Source organism: Methylobacterium sp. W2 (assembly GCF_020662345.1).
GTDB lineage: Bacteria > Pseudomonadota > Alphaproteobacteria > Rhizobiales > Beijerinckiaceae > Methylobacterium.
Genome location: NZ_VMOA01000011.1, coordinates 57936 through 76132, shown reverse-complemented (window position 1 = coordinate 76132; position 18197 = coordinate 57936). Strand labels below are relative to the sequence as shown.

Annotated in this window: 15 protein-coding genes; 10 read left to right on the top strand and 5 right to left on the bottom strand. The window is 66.8% G+C overall.

Annotated elements, in window-relative coordinates:
* Positions 1-142: 142 nt before the first annotated feature.
* The 5 genes from FPV16_RS08305 to FPV16_RS08285 all read left to right on the top strand — a co-directional run bounded on the left by FPV16_RS08305 (position 143) and on the right by FPV16_RS08285 (position 7578).
* Entirely contained in the window at positions 143-1381 is a 1239-nt protein-coding gene (locus tag FPV16_RS08305) for an MFS transporter (RefSeq protein WP_227437750.1), read from the top strand.
* Positions 1378-2091 carry a siderophore-iron reductase FhuF gene (fhuF, locus tag FPV16_RS08300; protein ID WP_227437749.1) on the top strand — a complete coding sequence of 238 codons (714 nt, stop codon included), beginning with the start codon at positions 1378-1380 and terminating at the stop codon, positions 2089-2091. Before FPV16_RS08305 ends, fhuF begins: the two co-directional genes overlap by 4 nt.
* Positions 2085-3866: an ABC transporter ATP-binding protein gene (locus FPV16_RS08295; RefSeq protein WP_227437748.1), complete on the top strand. Its 1782-nt coding sequence runs from the start codon at positions 2085-2087 to the stop codon at positions 3864-3866. The genes fhuF and FPV16_RS08295 overlap by 7 nt, the downstream gene beginning before the upstream one ends.
* A gap of 389 nt (positions 3867-4255) precedes the next feature.
* Positions 4256-4507, top strand: a complete 252-nt coding sequence (locus tag FPV16_RS08290; protein WP_264483755.1) for a GCG_CRPN prefix-to-repeats domain-containing protein — start codon at positions 4256-4258, stop codon at positions 4505-4507.
* A gap of 443 nt (positions 4508-4950) precedes the next feature.
* Positions 4951-7578, top strand: a complete 2628-nt coding sequence (locus tag FPV16_RS08285; protein WP_319802228.1) for an EAL domain-containing protein — start codon at positions 4951-4953, stop codon at positions 7576-7578.
* Between the two features lie 173 nt (positions 7579-7751).
* Here the strand turns inward: FPV16_RS08285 and FPV16_RS08280 are convergent, their stop codons facing one another.
* Positions 7752-7940, bottom strand: coding sequence for a hypothetical protein (locus tag FPV16_RS08280; protein ID WP_227437745.1), 189 nt, complete (start codon positions 7938-7940; stop codon positions 7752-7754).
* 263 nt (positions 7941-8203) lie between these two features.
* Here FPV16_RS08280 and FPV16_RS08275 point away from each other — a divergent pair, with 263 nt between their 5' ends.
* Complete coding sequence (locus tag FPV16_RS08275; RefSeq protein WP_227437744.1) at positions 8204-9271, top strand: spore photoproduct lyase family protein; 1068 nt, start codon at positions 8204-8206, stop codon at positions 9269-9271.
* A 378-nt stretch (positions 9272-9649) separates the two neighbouring features.
* Here FPV16_RS08275 and FPV16_RS08265 read toward each other — a convergent pair whose 3' ends face one another.
* Positions 9650-10120, bottom strand: coding sequence for a regulator (locus FPV16_RS08265; protein ID WP_227437743.1), 471 nt, complete (start codon positions 10118-10120; stop codon positions 9650-9652).
* Positions 10121-10410: 290 nt separating this feature from the next.
* On the opposite strand from FPV16_RS08265, the gene FPV16_RS08260 reads away from it, so the two are divergent.
* The gene (locus FPV16_RS08260; protein WP_227437742.1) at positions 10411-10656 is read left to right on the top strand and encodes a hypothetical protein; all 246 of its coding nucleotides are present in this window, start codon (positions 10411-10413) and stop codon (positions 10654-10656) included.
* Between the two features lie 45 nt (positions 10657-10701).
* On the opposite strand, the gene FPV16_RS08255 is transcribed toward FPV16_RS08260, so the two are convergent.
* The 3 genes from FPV16_RS08255 to FPV16_RS08245 form a co-directional block, all read right to left on the bottom strand.
* On the bottom strand, positions 10702-11553 hold the full coding sequence (locus tag FPV16_RS08255) for a type 1 glutamine amidotransferase (protein ID WP_227437741.1): 852 nt from the start codon (positions 11551-11553) through the stop codon (positions 10702-10704).
* A gap of 1083 nt (positions 11554-12636) precedes the next feature.
* Complete coding sequence (locus FPV16_RS08250) at positions 12637-13122, bottom strand: hypothetical protein (protein ID WP_227437740.1); 486 nt, start codon at positions 13120-13122, stop codon at positions 12637-12639.
* Positions 13123-13471: 349 nt separating this feature from the next.
* Positions 13472-13666, bottom strand: coding sequence for a hypothetical protein (locus tag FPV16_RS08245; protein WP_227437739.1), 195 nt, complete (start codon positions 13664-13666; stop codon positions 13472-13474).
* A 432-nt stretch (positions 13667-14098) separates the two neighbouring features.
* Between FPV16_RS08245 and FPV16_RS08240 the strand changes: the two genes are divergently transcribed.
* The 3 genes from FPV16_RS08240 to FPV16_RS08230 are packed head-to-tail and all read left to right on the top strand — an operon-like array spanning position 14099 to position 18123.
* Positions 14099-15472, top strand: coding sequence for an SWIM zinc finger family protein (locus FPV16_RS08240; protein WP_227437738.1), 1374 nt, complete (start codon positions 14099-14101; stop codon positions 15470-15472).
* Positions 15472-17019: a DUF5691 domain-containing protein gene (locus FPV16_RS08235; RefSeq protein ID WP_227437737.1), complete on the top strand. Its 1548-nt coding sequence runs from the start codon at positions 15472-15474 to the stop codon at positions 17017-17019. The genes FPV16_RS08240 and FPV16_RS08235 overlap by 1 nt, the downstream gene beginning before the upstream one ends.
* 3 nt (positions 17020-17022) lie before the next feature.
* On the top strand, positions 17023-18123 hold the full coding sequence (locus FPV16_RS08230; RefSeq protein WP_227437736.1) for an ATP-binding protein: 1101 nt from the start codon (positions 17023-17025) through the stop codon (positions 18121-18123).
* The last annotated feature ends 74 nt before the right edge of the window (positions 18124-18197 follow it).

Below are 18197 nucleotides of genomic sequence, written 5' to 3'. Positions count from 1 at the left end.
GCCGAAGTGCTGACCGATTGCCGCGTCATCCAGGCCCGTCGAAACGCCCTTCCGCAGGAGCCGGCATGAAAGGCGCGGGAGGATGGTCCCCGGGGGCGATACCCGTTCGTGGCAGTCGGCCGGGGCCGGCGGCACGAAACGCATGAGCGGCCTCTGGTTCGAGGGGCCATCCCGACTGTGGCACCGGGCGCGGCCCCTGCTGCCGTTCTTCAGCCTCTACATCACCTTCGGGACCACGCTGGGCTTTCTGGCAAGCGGCGCCCCGCTGATCCTGCGGGCACGCGGCGTCGAGCTCGCCGATATCGGTCTGCTGCAGCTCATCAACCTGCCCGTCGGTCTGACGTTTCTCTGGGCCGTCGCCATCGACAGGCTGCGCCTGCCCGGCCTCCCGCACCGCATCGGCTGGATCGCGTTGATGCAGGGCGCGACCATTGCCCTGCTCCTGGTGCTGAGCCGGGGTGAGGCGTGGCCGCTCGGCCTGCTCCTCGGTCTCGCGGTGGCAACCTGCTTCTGCGTCGCCACCATGGACATCGCCCTCGAAGCCCTGGTGGTCGAGACGGTGCCCGCCGACCGGCGCCCCTTTGTGGCGTCGGCCAAACTCTCCGGCGCGTCGCTGGGCGGCATCGCCGGCGCGGGCCTGCTGGTCGGATATTACGAATCGGTCGGCTGGCAGGCCGCCGTGCTCGGCATCGCCGGCCTCAACCTCCTCTGCCTGCTGCCGATGCTCCGCTACCCGGAAGTCCGGCTTCGCCGCGACGCCGCTCCGGCGGAACGCGCGACGGCCCCCTTCGAACGCTTGCGCCTCCTGGCGCCGCGCATCCTGGTCCTGGGCCTGTATTTCGCGGCCATGTTCGCCCTCTCGGGCCTGAACAATCTCGCTCTGCTGGATCTCGGGGTGCCGTTGCGGGAGGTCGGGTTCGTCACCGGTTCTCTCTCGCCGGTCATCAACCTCGTCATGGCCCTGGTCTCGGGCGTCCTCGTGCGACGGGTCGGCACCCTGCGACTCATCACGGTCTCCGCGCTGGGGGTGATCGCCGGCGGCGGGCTGATGATCGCCGGCGCCGCCACCGGTTCGGCCGCTCTCGCGATCGCGGCGACGACCCTCGGCATCGTCAGCGGCGGAGGGCTCGGAGTGCCGGTGTTCAACATGATCTATCGCTGGGCGCAGGGGCCTCGTCCCGCCACCGATTACGCGCTCCTGTTCGGAGCGGCATTCTTCGCCGCGCTGCCGCTGCGGGTCGCCGCGCCGGCGCTCGCGGCGCATATCGGCTGGCCGGCCTACTTCACCGCCGCGATCCTGTTCTACGCCGTCGCCTTCACTGCCCTGCGCGCGACGATCCGCCGGACCGTTGATGCCGATCGGGTCGCGGGGCGCGCATGATCGATCAGCTCGCCGCGCTGGTTCCGCCCTCTCTGTCGGCCTTCGGCTGCCGGATCGCCACGGCTCCGTCCCGGTCCGAGGCCCGGCCGCTCTCGATCCTCGGCTGCAAGGCGGCCTTCGACGAGGTGGTGGACGGGTTCGGCAGGGCGTCAGGCGAAGGCTTCGAGACTGCCGACCGTCGCGCCCTGGTCTCGCTCTGGACGCAGTACTACCTCCCCGCCCTGATCATCCCCTACTTCACCGCACTCAGCCGCCTCGGCCGTGCCCTGCCGATCGGGTTCGATCGGGTCGGCTTCGAACTCGACGAGAACGGCATCGTCTCCCGCTTCATCGTGGCGGAGGAGGACGACCGGCACGCCGGCCCGGAGCCCGGCCTCGATCCCCTGATCGAGGGCCACCTGCGACCGTTCTTCGATCTGTGCCAGACTCATTACGGTCTGTCCCGCCATGTTCTCTGGTGCAATGCCGGCGTCACCGCCGATTTCGCCCTGCGCGAGTTAAGCCGCGACGCGGTGCCTGCCTTCTCGCGGGCGGAAGCATGCCTCGGCCGTTGCGGAGGCGAAGCGTTCGGCCGCTGCCTGCTGGCGCAGGCCTTCCGAGGTGGCGAGGAGCGGCGGCGACGGGTTTGCTGTATGCGCTACCGCATACCGGGCGTCCCCTCCTGCGGCGCCCTCTGCCCCGTCGATCACCTGACGAAAGCATCATGCTGAAGGACTTCCTCGCCTATTACCGCCCGCACCGGACGCTGTTCCTCGTGGATTTCGGCTGCGCCGTCCTGTCGGGCCTGCTCGAACTCGGCTTCCCCATGGCCGTGAAGGCCTTCGTCGATGTGCTGCTGCCGCGCCAGGACTGGCAGTTGATCGTGCTCGCCGCCCTCGGTCTCGGGGTGATCTACGTGGCCAATGCCGGCCTCATGGTGGTGGTGACCTATTGGGGGCACGTTCTCGGCATCAATATCGAGACCGAGATGCGCCGGCGTGCCTTCGACCATCTGCAGAAGCTGTCGTTCCGCTACTTCGACAACCAGAAGACCGGCCACCTCGTCGCCCGCGTCACCAAGGACCTGGAGGAGATCGGCGAAGTCGCCCATCACGGCCCGGAGGACCTTTTCATCGCGGTGATGACGCTCATCGGCGCCTTCGCGCTGATGGTCTACGTCCACCCACCCCTGGCCTTCCTCACCGCCGCCATCCTGCCGGTGATCGCGTTCGTGACCCTCCGCTACGGCGGCCGCATGACGCGGAACTGGCAGACGCAATACGGCCGGGTCGCTGCCTTCAACGCGCGCATCGAGGAGAATGTCGGCGGCATCCGCGTGGTGCAGGCCTTCGCCAACGAGCCGCACGAGCGGCGCCTGTTCGCCTCCGACAACCGGAAATACCGCGAGACCAAGCTCGAAGCCTACCGGATCATGGCCGCCAGCCTGTCGATCAACTATCTCGGCATGCGGCTCGTGCAGATCGTCGTGCTGCTCGGCGGCGCGGCTTTCGTCGTGCGCGGCGAGCTCTCGCCCGGCGGGTTCATCGGTTTCCTGCTGCTGGTGGGGGTGTTCTACCGGCCGCTCGAGAAGATCGGCGCCGTCGTCGAGACCTACCCGAAGGGGGTCGCCGGCTTCCGGCGCTACGCCGAACTGCTCGCCACCGAACCCGATATCGTCGACCGCCCCGGCGCTGTCTCCGTGCCGGCCTTGAGGGGGGACATCCGCTTCGAGGAGGTGAGCTTCGGCTACACCGCCGGCCAGCCCGTCCTGTCGGGGCTCGATCTCGACATCGCGGCCGGGGAAACCGTCGCCTTCGTCGGCCCGTCCGGGGCCGGCAAGACGACGTTGTGCTCGCTCATTCCGCGCTTCTACGAGGTGGAGAGCGGGCGCATCACCATCGACGGCATCGACATTCGCGATCTCACCCTCGCCTCGCTGCGCCGGCAGATCGGCATCGTGCAGCAGGACGTCTTCCTGTTCGCGGGCACGATCCGCGAGAACATCGCGTATGGCCGGCTCGACGCCACCGAGGCGGAGATCGCCCGGGCCGCGGAACAGGCCAAACTCTCCGCGCTGATCGAGGGCCTGCCGAACGGCCTCGACACCGTCGTCGGCGAACGCGGCGTCAAGCTCTCGGGCGGCCAGAAGCAGCGCCTCGCCATCGCCCGCGTGTTCCTGAAGAACCCGCCAATCCTGATCCTCGACGAAGCCACCTCGGCCCTCGACAGCGAGACCGAACAGGCGATCCAGAGCTCTCTCGTGGAGCTTTCCGAGGGCCGTACCACCCTCGTCATCGCCCATCGCCTCGCCACTATCCGCCAGGCGGACCGGATCGTCGTTGTCGGCTCCGAGGGCATCGTCGAGCAGGGACGGCACGAGGCGCTTCTCTCGGCGGACGGGGCATACCGGCGCCTCTACACCGCGCAATTCGCCCAGGCCGACGACGCGGCGAACCGGGTGCGGATGGCCGCCCGGAATGGCGTCCTGGAGGGCGCGACGCCGTGATCCGAAGGGCCGGCGCGCGCGAACCACACCGTCTTCCCTCGGCGAGGACTGGGATGAGAAGGGAAGAAGGCATGCACGGCAATGGCGGCGCGCCCGCGATGCTGGATGGCGGGCGGGGAATGGACGTTCTAAGCGATGCGCGTCTGGAAGCCAGGTTCAGTGGACTTCGCGACCCTTGACAGGAGGCGTCCAGAGTACTCGCGTCCACCCTGGCGACATTCATCGATGAATGTTCAGTTCGTCGATAGGCTTCGCTAACCGCCGCACATGGTGTTGGTTGCTGGCCGTCACATCCTCATGCGTAATTCCCTCGTCAAGAGAGGATCAGCACCGTGAAGACACGCCTCGCCGCCCTGGCCGCCATCTGTAGCCTGGCATCGCTGCCAGCGATGGCCTTTCCCATCGCCTCAAACCCCGCGAGCGAGGCTCCGGTGCTGAGCGTCGCCGGCGGCTGCGGCCCCGGAGCGTGGCGTGGCCCGTGGGGCCATTGCCGCTCGACACCCTATGTCGGACGCCTTCCGGGCGGGTGGTATCAAGCACGGGCCGGCAATGGCTGCCCTCCCGGTTACTGGCGCGGGCCGTGGGGCCATTGCCGCAACACGCCCTATCACGGCCGCCTGCCCGGCGGCGGCTGGAAATAGCCGGTCCACCTCCTCAAAGCGGCGGGCGATGCGCACGCCCCAACGAAGATCGTCCGCCGCCATGCACGGCAAGGGTCGTCAAGGGACATCGGCAGCCGGCAATAGTCATGGCAACGGGTCGATGCCAAGGCAGGAAGAACCGGATCCATTTGATAAATCTACTGGTTAAGCAGGCCTGTATTACATTTTGCGCCTAAAATTCTGAATTTGTTAAACCGCACTTTGGCAGTGTCGGCCCTAAGTTGGCCAGAGGCTGTCGTTGGATGCTTCGTGCCTTTCACTGCATTGCCAAAGAGCACGACCAATGGGTCATGCCGCTGGCTGCCATCGTATGTTGGGTATCGAGCCATACCAGTATCAGGCTCGCTCGGCAGTCTTACCGGAGCCAGGGATTTGAGAAGTGGGGGTGGCTGTCGGCAGCGGGCTTCTCAGCCGGGGCCGGGGTGTGGAGTACCCACTTCATCGGATTGCTAGGCTACGATCCCGGCCTCGCGATCGGCTACGATCTGAATCTTACCCTCTTCTCGCTCCTCGTCGCCATTCTCGGTTCGGTGGTGGCGCTCGCCATTTTCCGGCATGGTCCTTCGCCCCTCGCGACAGCGAGCGCCGGGGTGATCCTGGGGGGTGGCATCGTGGCGATGCATCTCGCGGGCATGGCGAGTCTCCGGGTTTCCGCGACCTTCACCTGGAATTGGGCGCTCCTGGCGGCCTCGCTGGTGGTCGGATGGTCCATCGCCGCCGCCGCATTCCTGGTCTTCGCGCGCGACACGTTCAGATACGCGAACGCCGTGGCCGCGACGCTCCTGACCGTCGCCATTGCGGGCGTGCATTTCGGCGCCATGGGCGCGGTCGAGCTCGTCCCGAACATGACCGAGCCGGACGCCGCATCGAGTCTACCGCGCTTCGCGCTCGCCGCGAGCATCGCCGCGGTCATGCTCACCATCCTCGGTTTCGCGGCACTCGCCCTGTTCGTCGACCGGATGCGCCGGGCCAATCACGCCCTGCGCGAAAGCGAAGCCGCCTACAGGCTCCTCGCCGAGAACACCACTGACATCATCATCTGGTCCGATCTCGATACGATCCGCCGGTATGTGTCACCTGCCGCGACGGCCGTCCTCGGCTATCGCCCGGAGGACATCATTGGCACTCGGCCCCTCGATTTCACCCATCCGGACGATGTCTCCGACTATGGGCAGGTACTCTCCGATCTCGTGGAAGGCCGGATCGAAGGGGCCATCACGACCCAGCGCCATCGTCGTCAGGACGGGTCCTGGGTGTGGATCGAGGCTTGCCTCAGGATCACGCGGCTACCGGGCAACTCCGATCCCGTCGGCTACGTGTCGTCCCTGCGCGACGTCACCGACCGCAAGGCCGCCGAGACGGCACTGCGAATGAGCGAGGAACGGCTCGCCTTCGCCTTGGACAGCGGCAGCGACGGCCTCTGGGATCGGGACATCCCCACGGACGACGTTTGGTTCTCGGACCGTTGGCAAACCATGCTCGGCTACGAACCGGGCGAGATCGAGGGGCATGTGCGCGCCTGGGAACAGTTGACGCACCCCGACGATGCCGCAACAGCCCGGCGGCTTCTATCGGACCATATCGACGGACGGACACCGGTTTTCGAATGCGAGCTCCGGATGCGGACGAAGGCCGGAGCCTATGGCTGGGTCCTGTCGCGCGGCAAGGTGGTGACACGCGACGCGGAAGGCCTGCCCCTGCGCATCGTCGGGACGCATATCGATATCGGGAGGCGCAAGCATGCGGAACAGCAGCTGGAGCATCTGGCGTTGCACGATGCCTTGACCGGCTTGCCCAATCGCGTGCTGTTCCGCGACAGGCTCGGCCGCGAAATGGACAATGTCGAACGGCGTGGACACATCTTCGCGGTTCTCGCCTGCAATCTGGACCGCTTCAAAGCCGTCAATGACAGCCTTGGTCACCAAGCGGGAGACAGCCTGCTGCGCAAGGTCGCCGAGCGGTTGACGGCGACCATTCACGAAGGAGACACCGTCGCCCGCCTGGGCGGCGACGAGTTCGCCATCGTGCTGAGGGGACTCGACCAACCTCAGAATGCCAGTGCCACGGCGCAGGAGGTGATCGAGGCGCTGAAGCTTCCCTTCGACCTCGACGGTCGTTCGGTCAGCGTCGGCGTCAGCATCGGCATCGCCGTCGGGCCACAGGATGGCAGCGACCCGGACCAATTGCTGAAGAACGCCGACATCGCCCTCGGCCGCACGAAAGCGGCCGGTCGGGGCACGTTCCGCTTCTGCGAACCCGCCATGGATGCGGCGATCGCCGCGCGCAACGTCCTCGAACTCGATATGCGCGAAGCCGTTCGGCTGGGCGAGTTCGAGCTGCATTATCAGCCGATCATCGACCTTGCCACCGACACGACCAGCGGCTTCGAGGCGCTCATACGCTGGAACCACCCCCTGAGAGGGATCGTCTCGCCCGCGGATTTCATTCCGTTGGCCGAAGAGACGGGGCTCGTCGTCCCCCTCGGTACTTGGGCCTTGCGGGAAGCCTGCCGAGAAGCGGCAGCCTGGCCAGGCGATCTCCGGGTCGCGGTCAACGTCTCGGCCGTGCAATTCACGGAGCCCGGCCTGGAACATTGCGTCGTATCGGCTCTGGCCGCGTCCGGCCTGCCGCCGAACCGTCTGGAACTGGAGATCACCGAGAGCGTGCTGATCGGTGACGTGGACAGTGTGACCGCTTGCCTTCACCGGCTACGCGCGCTCGGAATTCGCATTGCCCTGGATGATTTCGGCACCGGCTACTCGTCGCTCAGCTACCTGCGGCGCTTTCCCTTCGACAAGATCAAGATCGACCGTTCGTTCATTCGTGAGATCGCCGATGCCGACACCGCCGCCATCGTCCGCGCCATCGTCGGTCTCGGCGAACGCCTGGGCGCGAGCATCACGGCGGAGGGTATCGAGGATGAGGCGCAGCTGACCGGCGTTCGTCGCGAAGGCTGCACGGAGGCCCAAGGCTACCTCCTGAGCAAGCCACTTCTTGCCGCCGAGGCATCCAGGTTCGCGTTTGCCGCAAAGGATCTCGCCGCAGCCTGACAGCCCCGACATGCGGGATCCCAACAATCGATGGCTGCCCGGAACTCGATTGTCACCGAGTCCGCAAGGCGACCGAGTGCCGGTCGAGGCGCTCAGGCCCTTTGGTGCGGTGCGGAGAGACCGGAAGTTTCGGGAACATCAGGACCGGAGACCCGCTCCTGTCCGGGCCGAATTCAGCGGTCCTCGCTCAGCATTCGCAAGGCGAAGATCTTCTGGTCGAGCGCGATCAGCATATCGATGACGGCATAGGACGCAGGTCCACCACACGCGGTGTCCTGCGCGAGAGCCTGTTTCTCCCGTTCCAGATCATCGATGAGCATGTCGAAACTGACCATGCCTGGAATACGCTGCAGCCAGGACAATGGTTTCACCTCCTGCGACGGGAGCCGAACGCAAGCGCCTTAAGCGCATGATTCGGCGCTGCCACAAAGGGGCGGACGGTAACTTCCTGTTAACGACGTGTTCGCTGAGCCGCATTCTGGCCGCCCCTCCGCGGATCACGAGATCGGCTTTCGAGCGGCTGCTCCGCGACGCTGACCGCGTCCCTGGCGGGAACGTCATCCTCGCCGGCGCTCACCCGCCCTATCTGTCTGCCGAGGTGCAACGGCGCACCGTTGGACACCGCATGGCCCTATCCCGCGACATCCTCGATATTCAGACGATCTACCACGAACCCGCCGTCGCGAATTTCGCGCGCGGGCTCGCGATCCTCGATCGCTTTCCTCATGCCGAGCGGATCGAGGTCCCGTCGCACTGGAACATCCCGAACCTGCACGGCAACGAAGGCTCTGCCGAGGATTGGCTGCGGATCAAGCGCTCGACCTTGGTGCTCGGTGTGAAGAAGGGCCTGACGATGCGGCTGAACGGGCGCAGCGCCCATTTCATCGCGCCCTCGACCTCGAATGGCTGCGCGATGGCCTGCGCTTACTGCTACGTCCCCCGGCGCAAGGGTTTCGCCAACCCGATCTCCCTCTTCGTGAACATCGAGCAGGTCTGCGCCGCGATCACCCGCCATGCCGCGCGCCAGGGACCGCTAACCGAGCCGGATACGGTGGATGCGGCGCATTGGGTCTACGATCTCGGTGAGAATGGCGACCTTTCCGTTGACGCGACCCTGTCGGACAACGTGCGCGACATGATCGGGCTGTTCCGCGACCTCCCCAACGCCAAGGCCTCCTTTGCCACGAAGGCCGTGAACCGGGAGCTGCTCACCTATGATCCCCAGGGCAAGACCCGTATCCGCTTCTCGCTGATGCCGGAGCGGATCGCGAAGGTCGTGGATGTGCGTACAGCCCCGATGCATGAGCGCATCGCGGTGATCGACGATTTCGTGGCGGCCGGTTTCGAAGTCCACGTGAACTTCTCGCCGGTTATCCTCTACGAAGGCTGGGAGGCCGATTGGCGCGACCTGTTCACCGCCATCGACGATCGCATCGGCCCGGCGGCCAAGGCGCAGCTCAAGGCCGAGATCATCCTGCTCACGCACAATGCGGATCTTCACGCGGTCAATCTGAACTGGCATCCCCGCGCGGAGGACCTGCTCTGGCGGCCCGACATCCAGGAGGCGAAACGGTCGCAGGGTGGCGGCGACAACCTGCGCTATCGAACCGGCTGGAAGGGGCGATGGATCGCGCGTCTCAAGGATCATCTGGCCGAGCTGATGCCCTATTGCCAAGTTCGCTACGCCTTCTGAAAGTGCCTTTCGCGCGCTCGATGCCCTTGCGCTGGCACTCCTGGAAGAACCCTCGCACCATCCGCGCGACTATGCCGAGCATCGTCAAAATGACGTGGCCCATTTTGCCGCGGGTGCAGCCGGGAGGGCCGACAGATCAACGCCATGACACGTGGTCAATCGTAAGCACGGGTCAGGCCTTTCAGGGGGAATACGGTGGGGTTCACTTCGTCATGGCTCCATCCCCCTCAAGAATCGAAGCCTCAGGGAAACCTGGGGCGGTTCAGGAACGCATGCGCCGGAGCTGATCATCACCTCGCCGGACGCATGACCGGCAACGTCAGTTCATCGTCACCGCGAAGGCCGGGAAAGCCTTTGCATCCCCGGCATTCGTCATAGCTACGCGGCTCGAGCGGTGACCTTCGCGAAGGTGCCCGTCGCAATCTGGTCTTCGAGCTGCGCCTTGAAGTCCGCGATGCCGAGAACCTGAACGGGGTTGCCCGACTCGTCGAGGAACTCGTAGAGCGCGTCCTCGATGTTGCGGTTGCTGAAGAAAACGATGGCGTCCTCGTCGCCGCCACCCTCCATATGCGCGTCACCATTCGCGACGCCCGACACGTAGCTGCCCGTCGGGCGGATCTCTTTCAGCGTGCCGTCCTCGCGGTAGAACCTCAGCTCACCCTGCATCACGAGGGTCACGTAGGGGCTCTTGTGTCGATGCAGCATCACGCGTTGGTTGGCCGCGAATTTGAACACGACGTCGACGATGCGGTTCTCCTCGTCGACCTTGTAGACGAAGAACGCGATATGCGGGAGCCAATCGAGCGTCCGCCAGGTGATGTTGGTCTCGTCGAACATAGGGCTGGCCATCCTGTTTCCTCCGGTTCCCAGGCCCGACCGTTCGTCGGCAGTGCACGGCTTTGCGCCGCGTCACATGCATGACGGTAGGGGCAGTGACCGTCCTCGTCACCCGCTGGAATCGATTCACTCGTCCGGCCCGTGGAGATGTTACAACTCCCGCGAGGGCAAACCGGTGCCCTCTTCCGGGCGGCCTGCAGCAGGCGACGCCACAGCCCGTCCGGAAAGTGCCAATCGCGAACCGGACCGTTATGAGGACGCGTCGCGTCCCCTATCGGCGACGCGACGAAGGAGTGATGCCTATGGCCAAGAACGATCATAAAGACCGGCTCAAGCTGGAAACGACCGAAACAAACGGCAAGATCGCCGAAGCTTCCGAGAAGCTCGCGATTCGGTTCCGGGCCAAGTCCCAAAAGGCCGATGAGAAGGCCCAGGCTGCCGGCAAGAAAGGAAAGCAGGAGGTCCTTCGCAGGCGTTCCGAATTATTCGGTCAGGCCGCGAAAGAGCTTGAGGACAAGGTCGCAAAGCTCCGTAAAACGGCTGCCTAAGCTCACGGGCGAGACAAGGGCCGCCTCGGCTCGATGACAGGCGCGTCACCGGCGCCCGTTCCACCTCGGGATAGCCAGCGCCTCGATGAAGTTGGCGATCTCAACCTGCCTGTTGACCTCGTCAGTGACCTGGTCGTCCAGCCCGAGCCGCCACGCGAGGTCGCGCCGGGTGGGCTCACGGTGGAGCGCCTCGACGAGGTCGGCTTGGTCCTCGACCTCGCGCCGAGTGCGGGCCAAGCCGCACTCGACCAGATCGCCCGCCTGACGTCGCAAGGCCCCGGTGACCTCGTCGAGGCCGATCTCCGGGTGGTACTGGACGCCCCAGAACGTGCCACCGGCATGCCGGATCTCCGCGGCCTGCACGATTGTGGACCGATTGCTTGCCAGTAGGATCGCCCCGTCGGGGAGCGTCTCGACCTCGTCGCTATGGATGCTGGGCGCGTCGTAGGCGGCGGGGCGGCCCCTCAATAACGGATGGGAGCGCCCGGCCTCGGTCGGGACGATCCGTCGGGCGAAACCTGCCTCGGGGCCGTTCCGGTTCTGCCTGACGGTACCACCGGCTGCGACCGTGGCCACCTGCAGGCCGGCGCAGGACCCGAAAGACGGTGTTCCCGATCCAAACAATGCGCCCATGAAGACCAGCGAGCGCCTGACCTCCGGCGTCTCCTCGTAAAGCGATAGCGGCGACCCCGACAGGAAGACCGCATCGTATCCGCCGAGGGTCTCGCCCTGCGGAAGGGCACAATCCGCGTCCGCCGGCATGATCCGGTGGCAGACGGCCCCCGGCGCAAGGCGCCCCAGGATCTCGACGAAGGTCTCGCCCGACGAGCGCCCGACGCTGTCCCGGCGCTTTTCGCGGGCCTCCGGTGGTTCGCTCTCCGCGACGAGAAAACGCAACCGTGGCGTCGATGTCTGCAATGGGACCATGCTCCGGGGAACCGTTCCCCGGGACGCGAACCCATGGCCATCCGCGCCGTTCCGGTGACGGCGAACCTGACGCAGGCCGCATCAACGCCATGCCGACGACGAAAGCCCGCCCTTTCGGACCTGGGACCGCCCTGATCGTGATCAGGTGATTCCGTCTGTATCGGTAACGATAGTGAGAAGCGCTACGCGCTCGGAGTCGGGAATCCTGATGCGTGGACGCGGCTTGACCGTCGAGCCGACCCCCGTTCGCCCCCCTTCGTAATGACCAGACGCCGGGCAGGTCAGCCGAACCGGTGCCGACACGAGGCCTCGGTTCCGCACGGCGACGTAGCACCCCGGATCAGGATCGGATCGAGCGGTGTTTTAGGAGGGCCGTCCGTTCGGTCCTCACGCCGCCGGGCCATCGTACGCAGAGAAGTCGGGTGCCCTCGGAGGACGCGAGAAGAGCGTGCCCGAAAACGCGGCGGACGAAACGGGTGCTGGCGACGCGCAGGGCGCCATGCAGCAGTCGGATACCGAGGCGGGACTTCGGGTTCGCCAGTTTCGGAGCGATCTTCGGCACGCCTTGGCCCTGTTCGACCATAGGACGCATCGCCCGCTCGTCGTGAGATGACGCCGCAGCGAGGCCATCCAGGGACGCGGCGATACGGAGGCTTCGTGCGGGGCCTACGCGATCGGTTAGAGGCCGCGCGATGGCAAAGCCACTCTCTCACGACAACGGGACGATGGAAGACGGAAGCCCATGGTGATGAACCGAGGGCGAAGCGGACAGGGTGATCGCCCCGGGTGAGGAGGCGGCCGGGGGCCGGGCATGAGTCGTCGTCTCCCAGCCAGGCGGCTGGCATCCTGCCAGCAAAAAGCCCGGCGCGGTGTGATCCAGCCGGGCTTGGTGCAGGTCGCTCGAACGAGATCTGCTAGATCAGGAATCCGAAATCCGTAGCATCCAAGGATGTCGAGACAACATCGTGAAGGATGACCTTGTTGTCAGAGCCGGCGCCTGCGAACGTGATGAGCGTGTTCACCCCGCCATTCAGCTCAGTGATGCTGATGTCTTCAAAGCGGCTGACGAGGGCCGATACGTCGAGATGGTTGAAGCCCTTCACGAAGCCATAGACGTTGTCGCGCCCGAAATTCGCTTGGAACGTGAAGGTATCGCCCCCCCGAGCCGGCATACAGCTTGTCGCTGCCCGTGCCGCCATTGATGTCGGCGCTCCCCTCCCCGGCTTTGATGATGTCATTGCCCTTCGTGCCCGCCACCGTGGCGGACGTATCGTCGACGTTCTGCAGGACGATCGTCGTGCCTGTGGTGACGCCCGACAGATCGAGGGTCAGGGCCTCGCGCACATAGACCGCCTCGATGCTCTTGAAGCTCGTATCGGTGAACGTGAAGGTTTCGGCTCCGATAAGGAAGAGCTTGTCGTTGCCGCCATCCCCCTGGACCAGCGTCCGATCGGATCGACCGTCGATCCGCAGGACCAGCCGGCGTCGCGGCCCGCACTGTGGATTCTTGGCGTTGCGAGTTACCTTGCGGCGCCTCAAGCCCATAGCCATACGCTTAATGACAGACAGTGCCGCACCGGCGCCCTGCAGCGACCGAAAGCTATCCAGGACAACAATTGGGCGGCTTACCGGTCCGGTCCGTCCCGGGACGCCAGGGTGCCGCCGAGACTCTGGCCGTTCGAACCTGGATCGCCGCTGGATCCAGGCCGCGTGCGTTCTTGCCCTTAACAAGGCGGCCAAGGCACGGGCTCGCTGCAAAGCCGCTCCGCCCATTCATCGGCCTCCGAGGTCCGACAGGACCTGAGCGGAGTCGAGGCACATTGGCCGCCAGAGAGATCGTCAGACAACACGGAGAGGATCGTCCTCGATCTTTCGACCAAACTCTGCCTTACCGGTCCCGGTCCGCTTCCAGTTGCCTCATGAGTTCGGCAAGGCGTGGATCCAGCGGCTCATCGATGATCGGCTCGTAGAGGGCCTGCAGCTCTTCGCCGAGACGACGCCGCGTGGTTTCGGTGAGCGCGCTATTCAGATCCGTGGCACGGGGCCGGGGCCAAGTGGGCTCGCGGTATTCCTCAATGCGCATCGCCATTCCTTAGCTGAAACCAGAACTGGGAACGCGACGGCCGGCATTAAGTTCACTCGGCCCGGCAACCGCTTGAGCGATCGACCCCGCTCAGGATCGTCCATGCCGACGGTCCGGACTGGCAAGGTGGAGGACACTCCCCGCCCGATCTCCTACGGTGGAGAAGGACGACATCCGCCCCGAAGTCGTTTGCGAGGGCAAAGACCTGACGGATACAGAACCATGACGGCCCAATCATTCACCCCGCCGGAATCAGCCACTTCACCTGCGGATTTTGTCTTTGCGCGACGAAATATTGACATTAATAATTAGCAAGTTTTATTAATGATTTCTTCTTAAGAACGCCGACCCCCGATTTAAGCTTGCTTTACAGCCTCGGCTGGCTACGCTCCCTCGAAGTAGCCCTGTTCGGAACCCTCATCCCATCGCCGTATGAGCCTCACCTCCGCGCAAATCCTCGACCTCGCTCCCGATGCGTCGAGCCGCAAGGCCGGCCAGGATCAGGCGAAACCGGCCAAGTGGAGCGCGCTCGGGCGGGCGGGCGATGTCGTCTGGGGCGAGATCAAGGGGAGCGGAGCGAATCCCTATCGCACGGTGACCGATCTCTCCGGTCCGGCCTCGAAATGCACCTGCCCGAGCCGGAAGTTTCCCTGCAAGCACGCCCTTGGGCTGATGCTGGTGGATGCGACCACGCCGATTTCCGAGGCCGCGCCGCCCGACTGGGTCGCCGCCTGGATTCGGGGCCGCGAAAGCCGGGCCATTTCCGCCGAGGCGCGGGCCCAGGCGGCCCCGGCCCCCGTCGACGAGAAGGGGCAGGTCAAGCGCCGTCAGGCCCGCGAGGGCAAGGTTTCGGCGGCGCTGGATGAACTCGACCTCTGGCTCGGCGACCTGATGCGGCGCGGTCTCGCGACGGTGCGGCGCGAGCCCTATGCCTTCTGGGATCGCATGGCGGGGCGTCTCGTCGATGGACAGGCCCCGGGCCTCGCCCGCAGGGTCCGGGCCATGCCGGGCCTCATCGCGGCCGCGCCCGTGTCGGGGGCGGCACGTCCGGAAGCCTCACGTCCGGAAGCCAGCCTCGCCCTCGCCCTCGGCCGCCTCTCGCTGCTGGCCCGGGCCGCCCGGCGCCTGGAACGGCTCACGCCCGAACAGGCCGCAGGCGTCCGCGCGGCCATCGGCTATCCGGTGACCGCCGAAGAGATGGCGGGCCGGCCGGGTCTCGTCGACGAGTGGGCTATCCTCGCCCATGCGGTGGAAGAGGAAGAAAAGCTCACCGCCCGCACCGTCTGGCTCGCCGGACGGGCGAGCGGCGCCCTGGCTCAGGTGGTCGATTACGGCACACCCGGCTCGCCGCTGCCGCCGGTCCCGGCGGCGGGACAGGATTTTTCGGGCGCGCTCGCTTTCCATCCCGGCGATCCGCCGCTCAGGGCTGTCTTTCGCGAGGGGCGCGCCGGACCGGCATCGGTCGGCGCCCTGCCCGGCGCGACGAGCGTCGCCGAAGCCCTCGACGGTTTCGCCGAAGCCCTGGCGAGGGCGCCGTGGATCGAGCGCTGGCCGGTTCGGCTGTCCGGCCTGCGCCTCGGATATGGGACGGATGGCGCCATGGCCGCGGGTGACGCCACCGGCTGTTTCATCCTCTCCGATTCCGCACATTTCCCCCCTCTGATGGCGGTGGCGGCGGGCGGCCCTGTCGATCTCTTCGGGCTCTATGATGGGTTCGCCCTCACGCCCCTGGCCATGGTCGCCGGCGGGCATCTCTACGCGGTCCCGGCCCAGGATCCCCGGCCGATCCTGGTGAGAGCGGCGTGATGAGCCTCGGCACCTCCACCCTCGACGATTGGGAGACGGCCCTCGTCACCGCTTTGCTCGGGGCCGACCGTTCCCCCGCCCCCGCCGATTTCGAGACGGTCGCTGGCGCGCTTCCGTGCGCAGAGCCAGGCATGGCCCTGCTGACGCGGGTCGCGGTCGCGGGTATCCACCATCTCGCCGGCAGCGGCCTTCCGCCCGAGGCCTTCACGCCGGCGCCGCCCTGCGAGGCGAAGGGCCGTCCCTGCCCGCCTGCAGCGGCGGCGCGGCTCGGGTTGCTCCTCGCAGCCGGCACGGAGGCGCGGGGCCGCGTGAGGGAGTGGTGTGAGCTCGCCGCCGAGCGGGGGATGCGCGCGCCGCCCTGGCTGCTCCCGGCCCTGGCGCCCTACCGGCGCGAGTGGGGCGAGACCATCGACGCGATCGCGGGCGAGGAGCTCGACTGGCTCGACAAGGCCTGTGCCGGCCGCGGCACCGACGCCGCGCCGACGGCTCCGGATGGGGCGGAGGCGAGCCCCGCCGAGCGGCGCGCCGCCTTCGTCGCCTTCCGCCTGCGCGATCCGGAAGGAGCCCGCCTCGAACTGGAAGCGGGGTTCCGCGCCGAGAAGGCGGAGATGCGCCAGAACCTCGTCTCCGCCCTGGAGATCGGCCTGTCGGAGGCGGACGCACCCTTCCTCGAGACCTGCCTCGACGATCGCGCGAGCGGCGTCCGGTCGGCGGCACAGGCGCTGCTGCCGCGTCTTGCCGGATCGCTCTTCGCCTCGCGCATGGCGGCGAGGGCCAGGACGATCCTGGCGATCGAGAGCCGCCGAAAACTCCTCGGCGGGATGAAACACAACCTGGTTGTCACGCTGCCGGAGGAATCTCCGACGCTCGCCCGGGACGGGATCGAGGCGCGTGCCTACGAACGGCATGGCGGCGGCACGAAAGCCGGCCTGCTTCGCACCATCGTCGCCGCGGCCCCGCTGCACGCCTTCGCCGAGCATCCGCCGAGGCTATGGATCGAGCTGGCCCTGCGCAGCGAATGGCCGCTGCACATCGTCGACGGGTTTCTCGGCGCCGCGCGGCGCGAGCGCGACCTGGACTGGGCGCGGGCGATGGTCACGGTGCTGGCCGAGGGATTCGCCGGACGCCTATCGGGGATTCAGCCAAGCGAAGCGCTGCGCGAAATCTGGACCCGCGCCGCGCGGCTGCTCCCCGATGCGGAATGGGAGGCCACGGTGGCGCGGATGCTCGGCAAGGGGGAGATCGATACGATCCTCGCCCTCCTGCGGCAGGCGCCCTCCTCCCTGTCCGCGGCCTTCACGGCGGCCCTCCTCGATTGGCTCGCCTCGGTGACGCGGACCTCGCAATCCGACCGCAAGGATCTCGCCTCCGCTTACCTGCTCACCCGCCTCGCCGAACGGGCCTGGCCCGACGAGGACCATGCGGCCTCCGCCGCCGCCATCCTCGCCCGGCTGCCGGACGAGGCCGAGGACAACCTGCGCCGGCAGATCGAGGATTTCGCCGAGATCCTCGCGTTGCGCGCCACCATCCGATGGGAGTTCGCCTGAGGCATGAGCCCGACCAACGGAACCAAGACGACGCAGCTGCGCCGGGCCGCCGAGGACGCTTTCGCCGAGGAGTTGGAGGCGCTGCGCGGCACCGATGACAGGCCGCGTCCGCCGAACTGGCTGCTCTCGCCGCAGGCGGTCGTCACCTACCTCATGGGTGGGCGGCTCGGCTCCGGGTTCGAGGTCACGCCGAAATACATCGGCGACCGGCGCCTGATGGAAGTGGCGGTGGCGACGCTGGCCACCGATCGGGCGCTCCTCCTCCTCGGCACGCCGGGCACAGCCAAGAGCTGGGTCAGCGAGCATCTGGCGGCGGCGATCTGCGGCACCTCGCGCCTCATCGTGCAGGGCACCGCCGGGACCAGCGAGGAATCGATCCGCTACGGCTGGAACTACGCCCTGCTGCTGGCCAAGGGGCCGAGCCGCGAGGCCGTGGTGGCGAGCCCGATCGTGCGCGCCATGGAGGAAGGCAAAATCGCCCGCGTGGAGGAACTGACCCGCATCCCCTCCGAGACGCAGGACAGCTTCATCACGATCCTCTCCGAGAAGACCCTGCCGATCCCGGAACTCAACGAGGAGATCGCCGCCGCCCGGGGCTTCAACCTCATCGCCACCGCCAACAACCGGGATCGCGGCGTCAACGAATTGTCGAGCGCGTTGAAGCGTCGCTTCAACACCGTGGTGCTGCCCCCGCCGGCCACGATCGAGGCCGAGATCGCCATCGTCGAGACCCGTGTGGCCGCCCTCGGGCGCGCCTTCGAGATCCCGGCCGAGCTGCCCGGCGCCGACCAGATCCGCCGCGTCGTCACTATCTTCCGCGAGTTGCGGGAGGGCGTGACCGCCGACGGCAAGAGCAAGGTCAAGCAGCCGTCCGGCACGCTCTCCACGGCGGAGGCGATCAGCGTCGTCGGCAGCGGGCTGGCGCTGGCCGCTCATTTCGGCAACGGCCACCTCTCGGCCCACGACCTCGTCTCCGGCATCAGTGGCGCAGTGATTAAGGATCCGGTGCAGGACGCTATCGTCTGGCGCGAATATCTCGAGACCGTGGTGAAGGAACGGCCGGAGTGGAAGGATTTCTACCGCGCCGCCCGCGAGAGCGCGTGAGGGCGGGCCGTTTCTCCGCGCTCGTGGTGTGGAGCGACGGTTGAGCATCCCCTCTCCCCGCCGGGCGGGGAGAG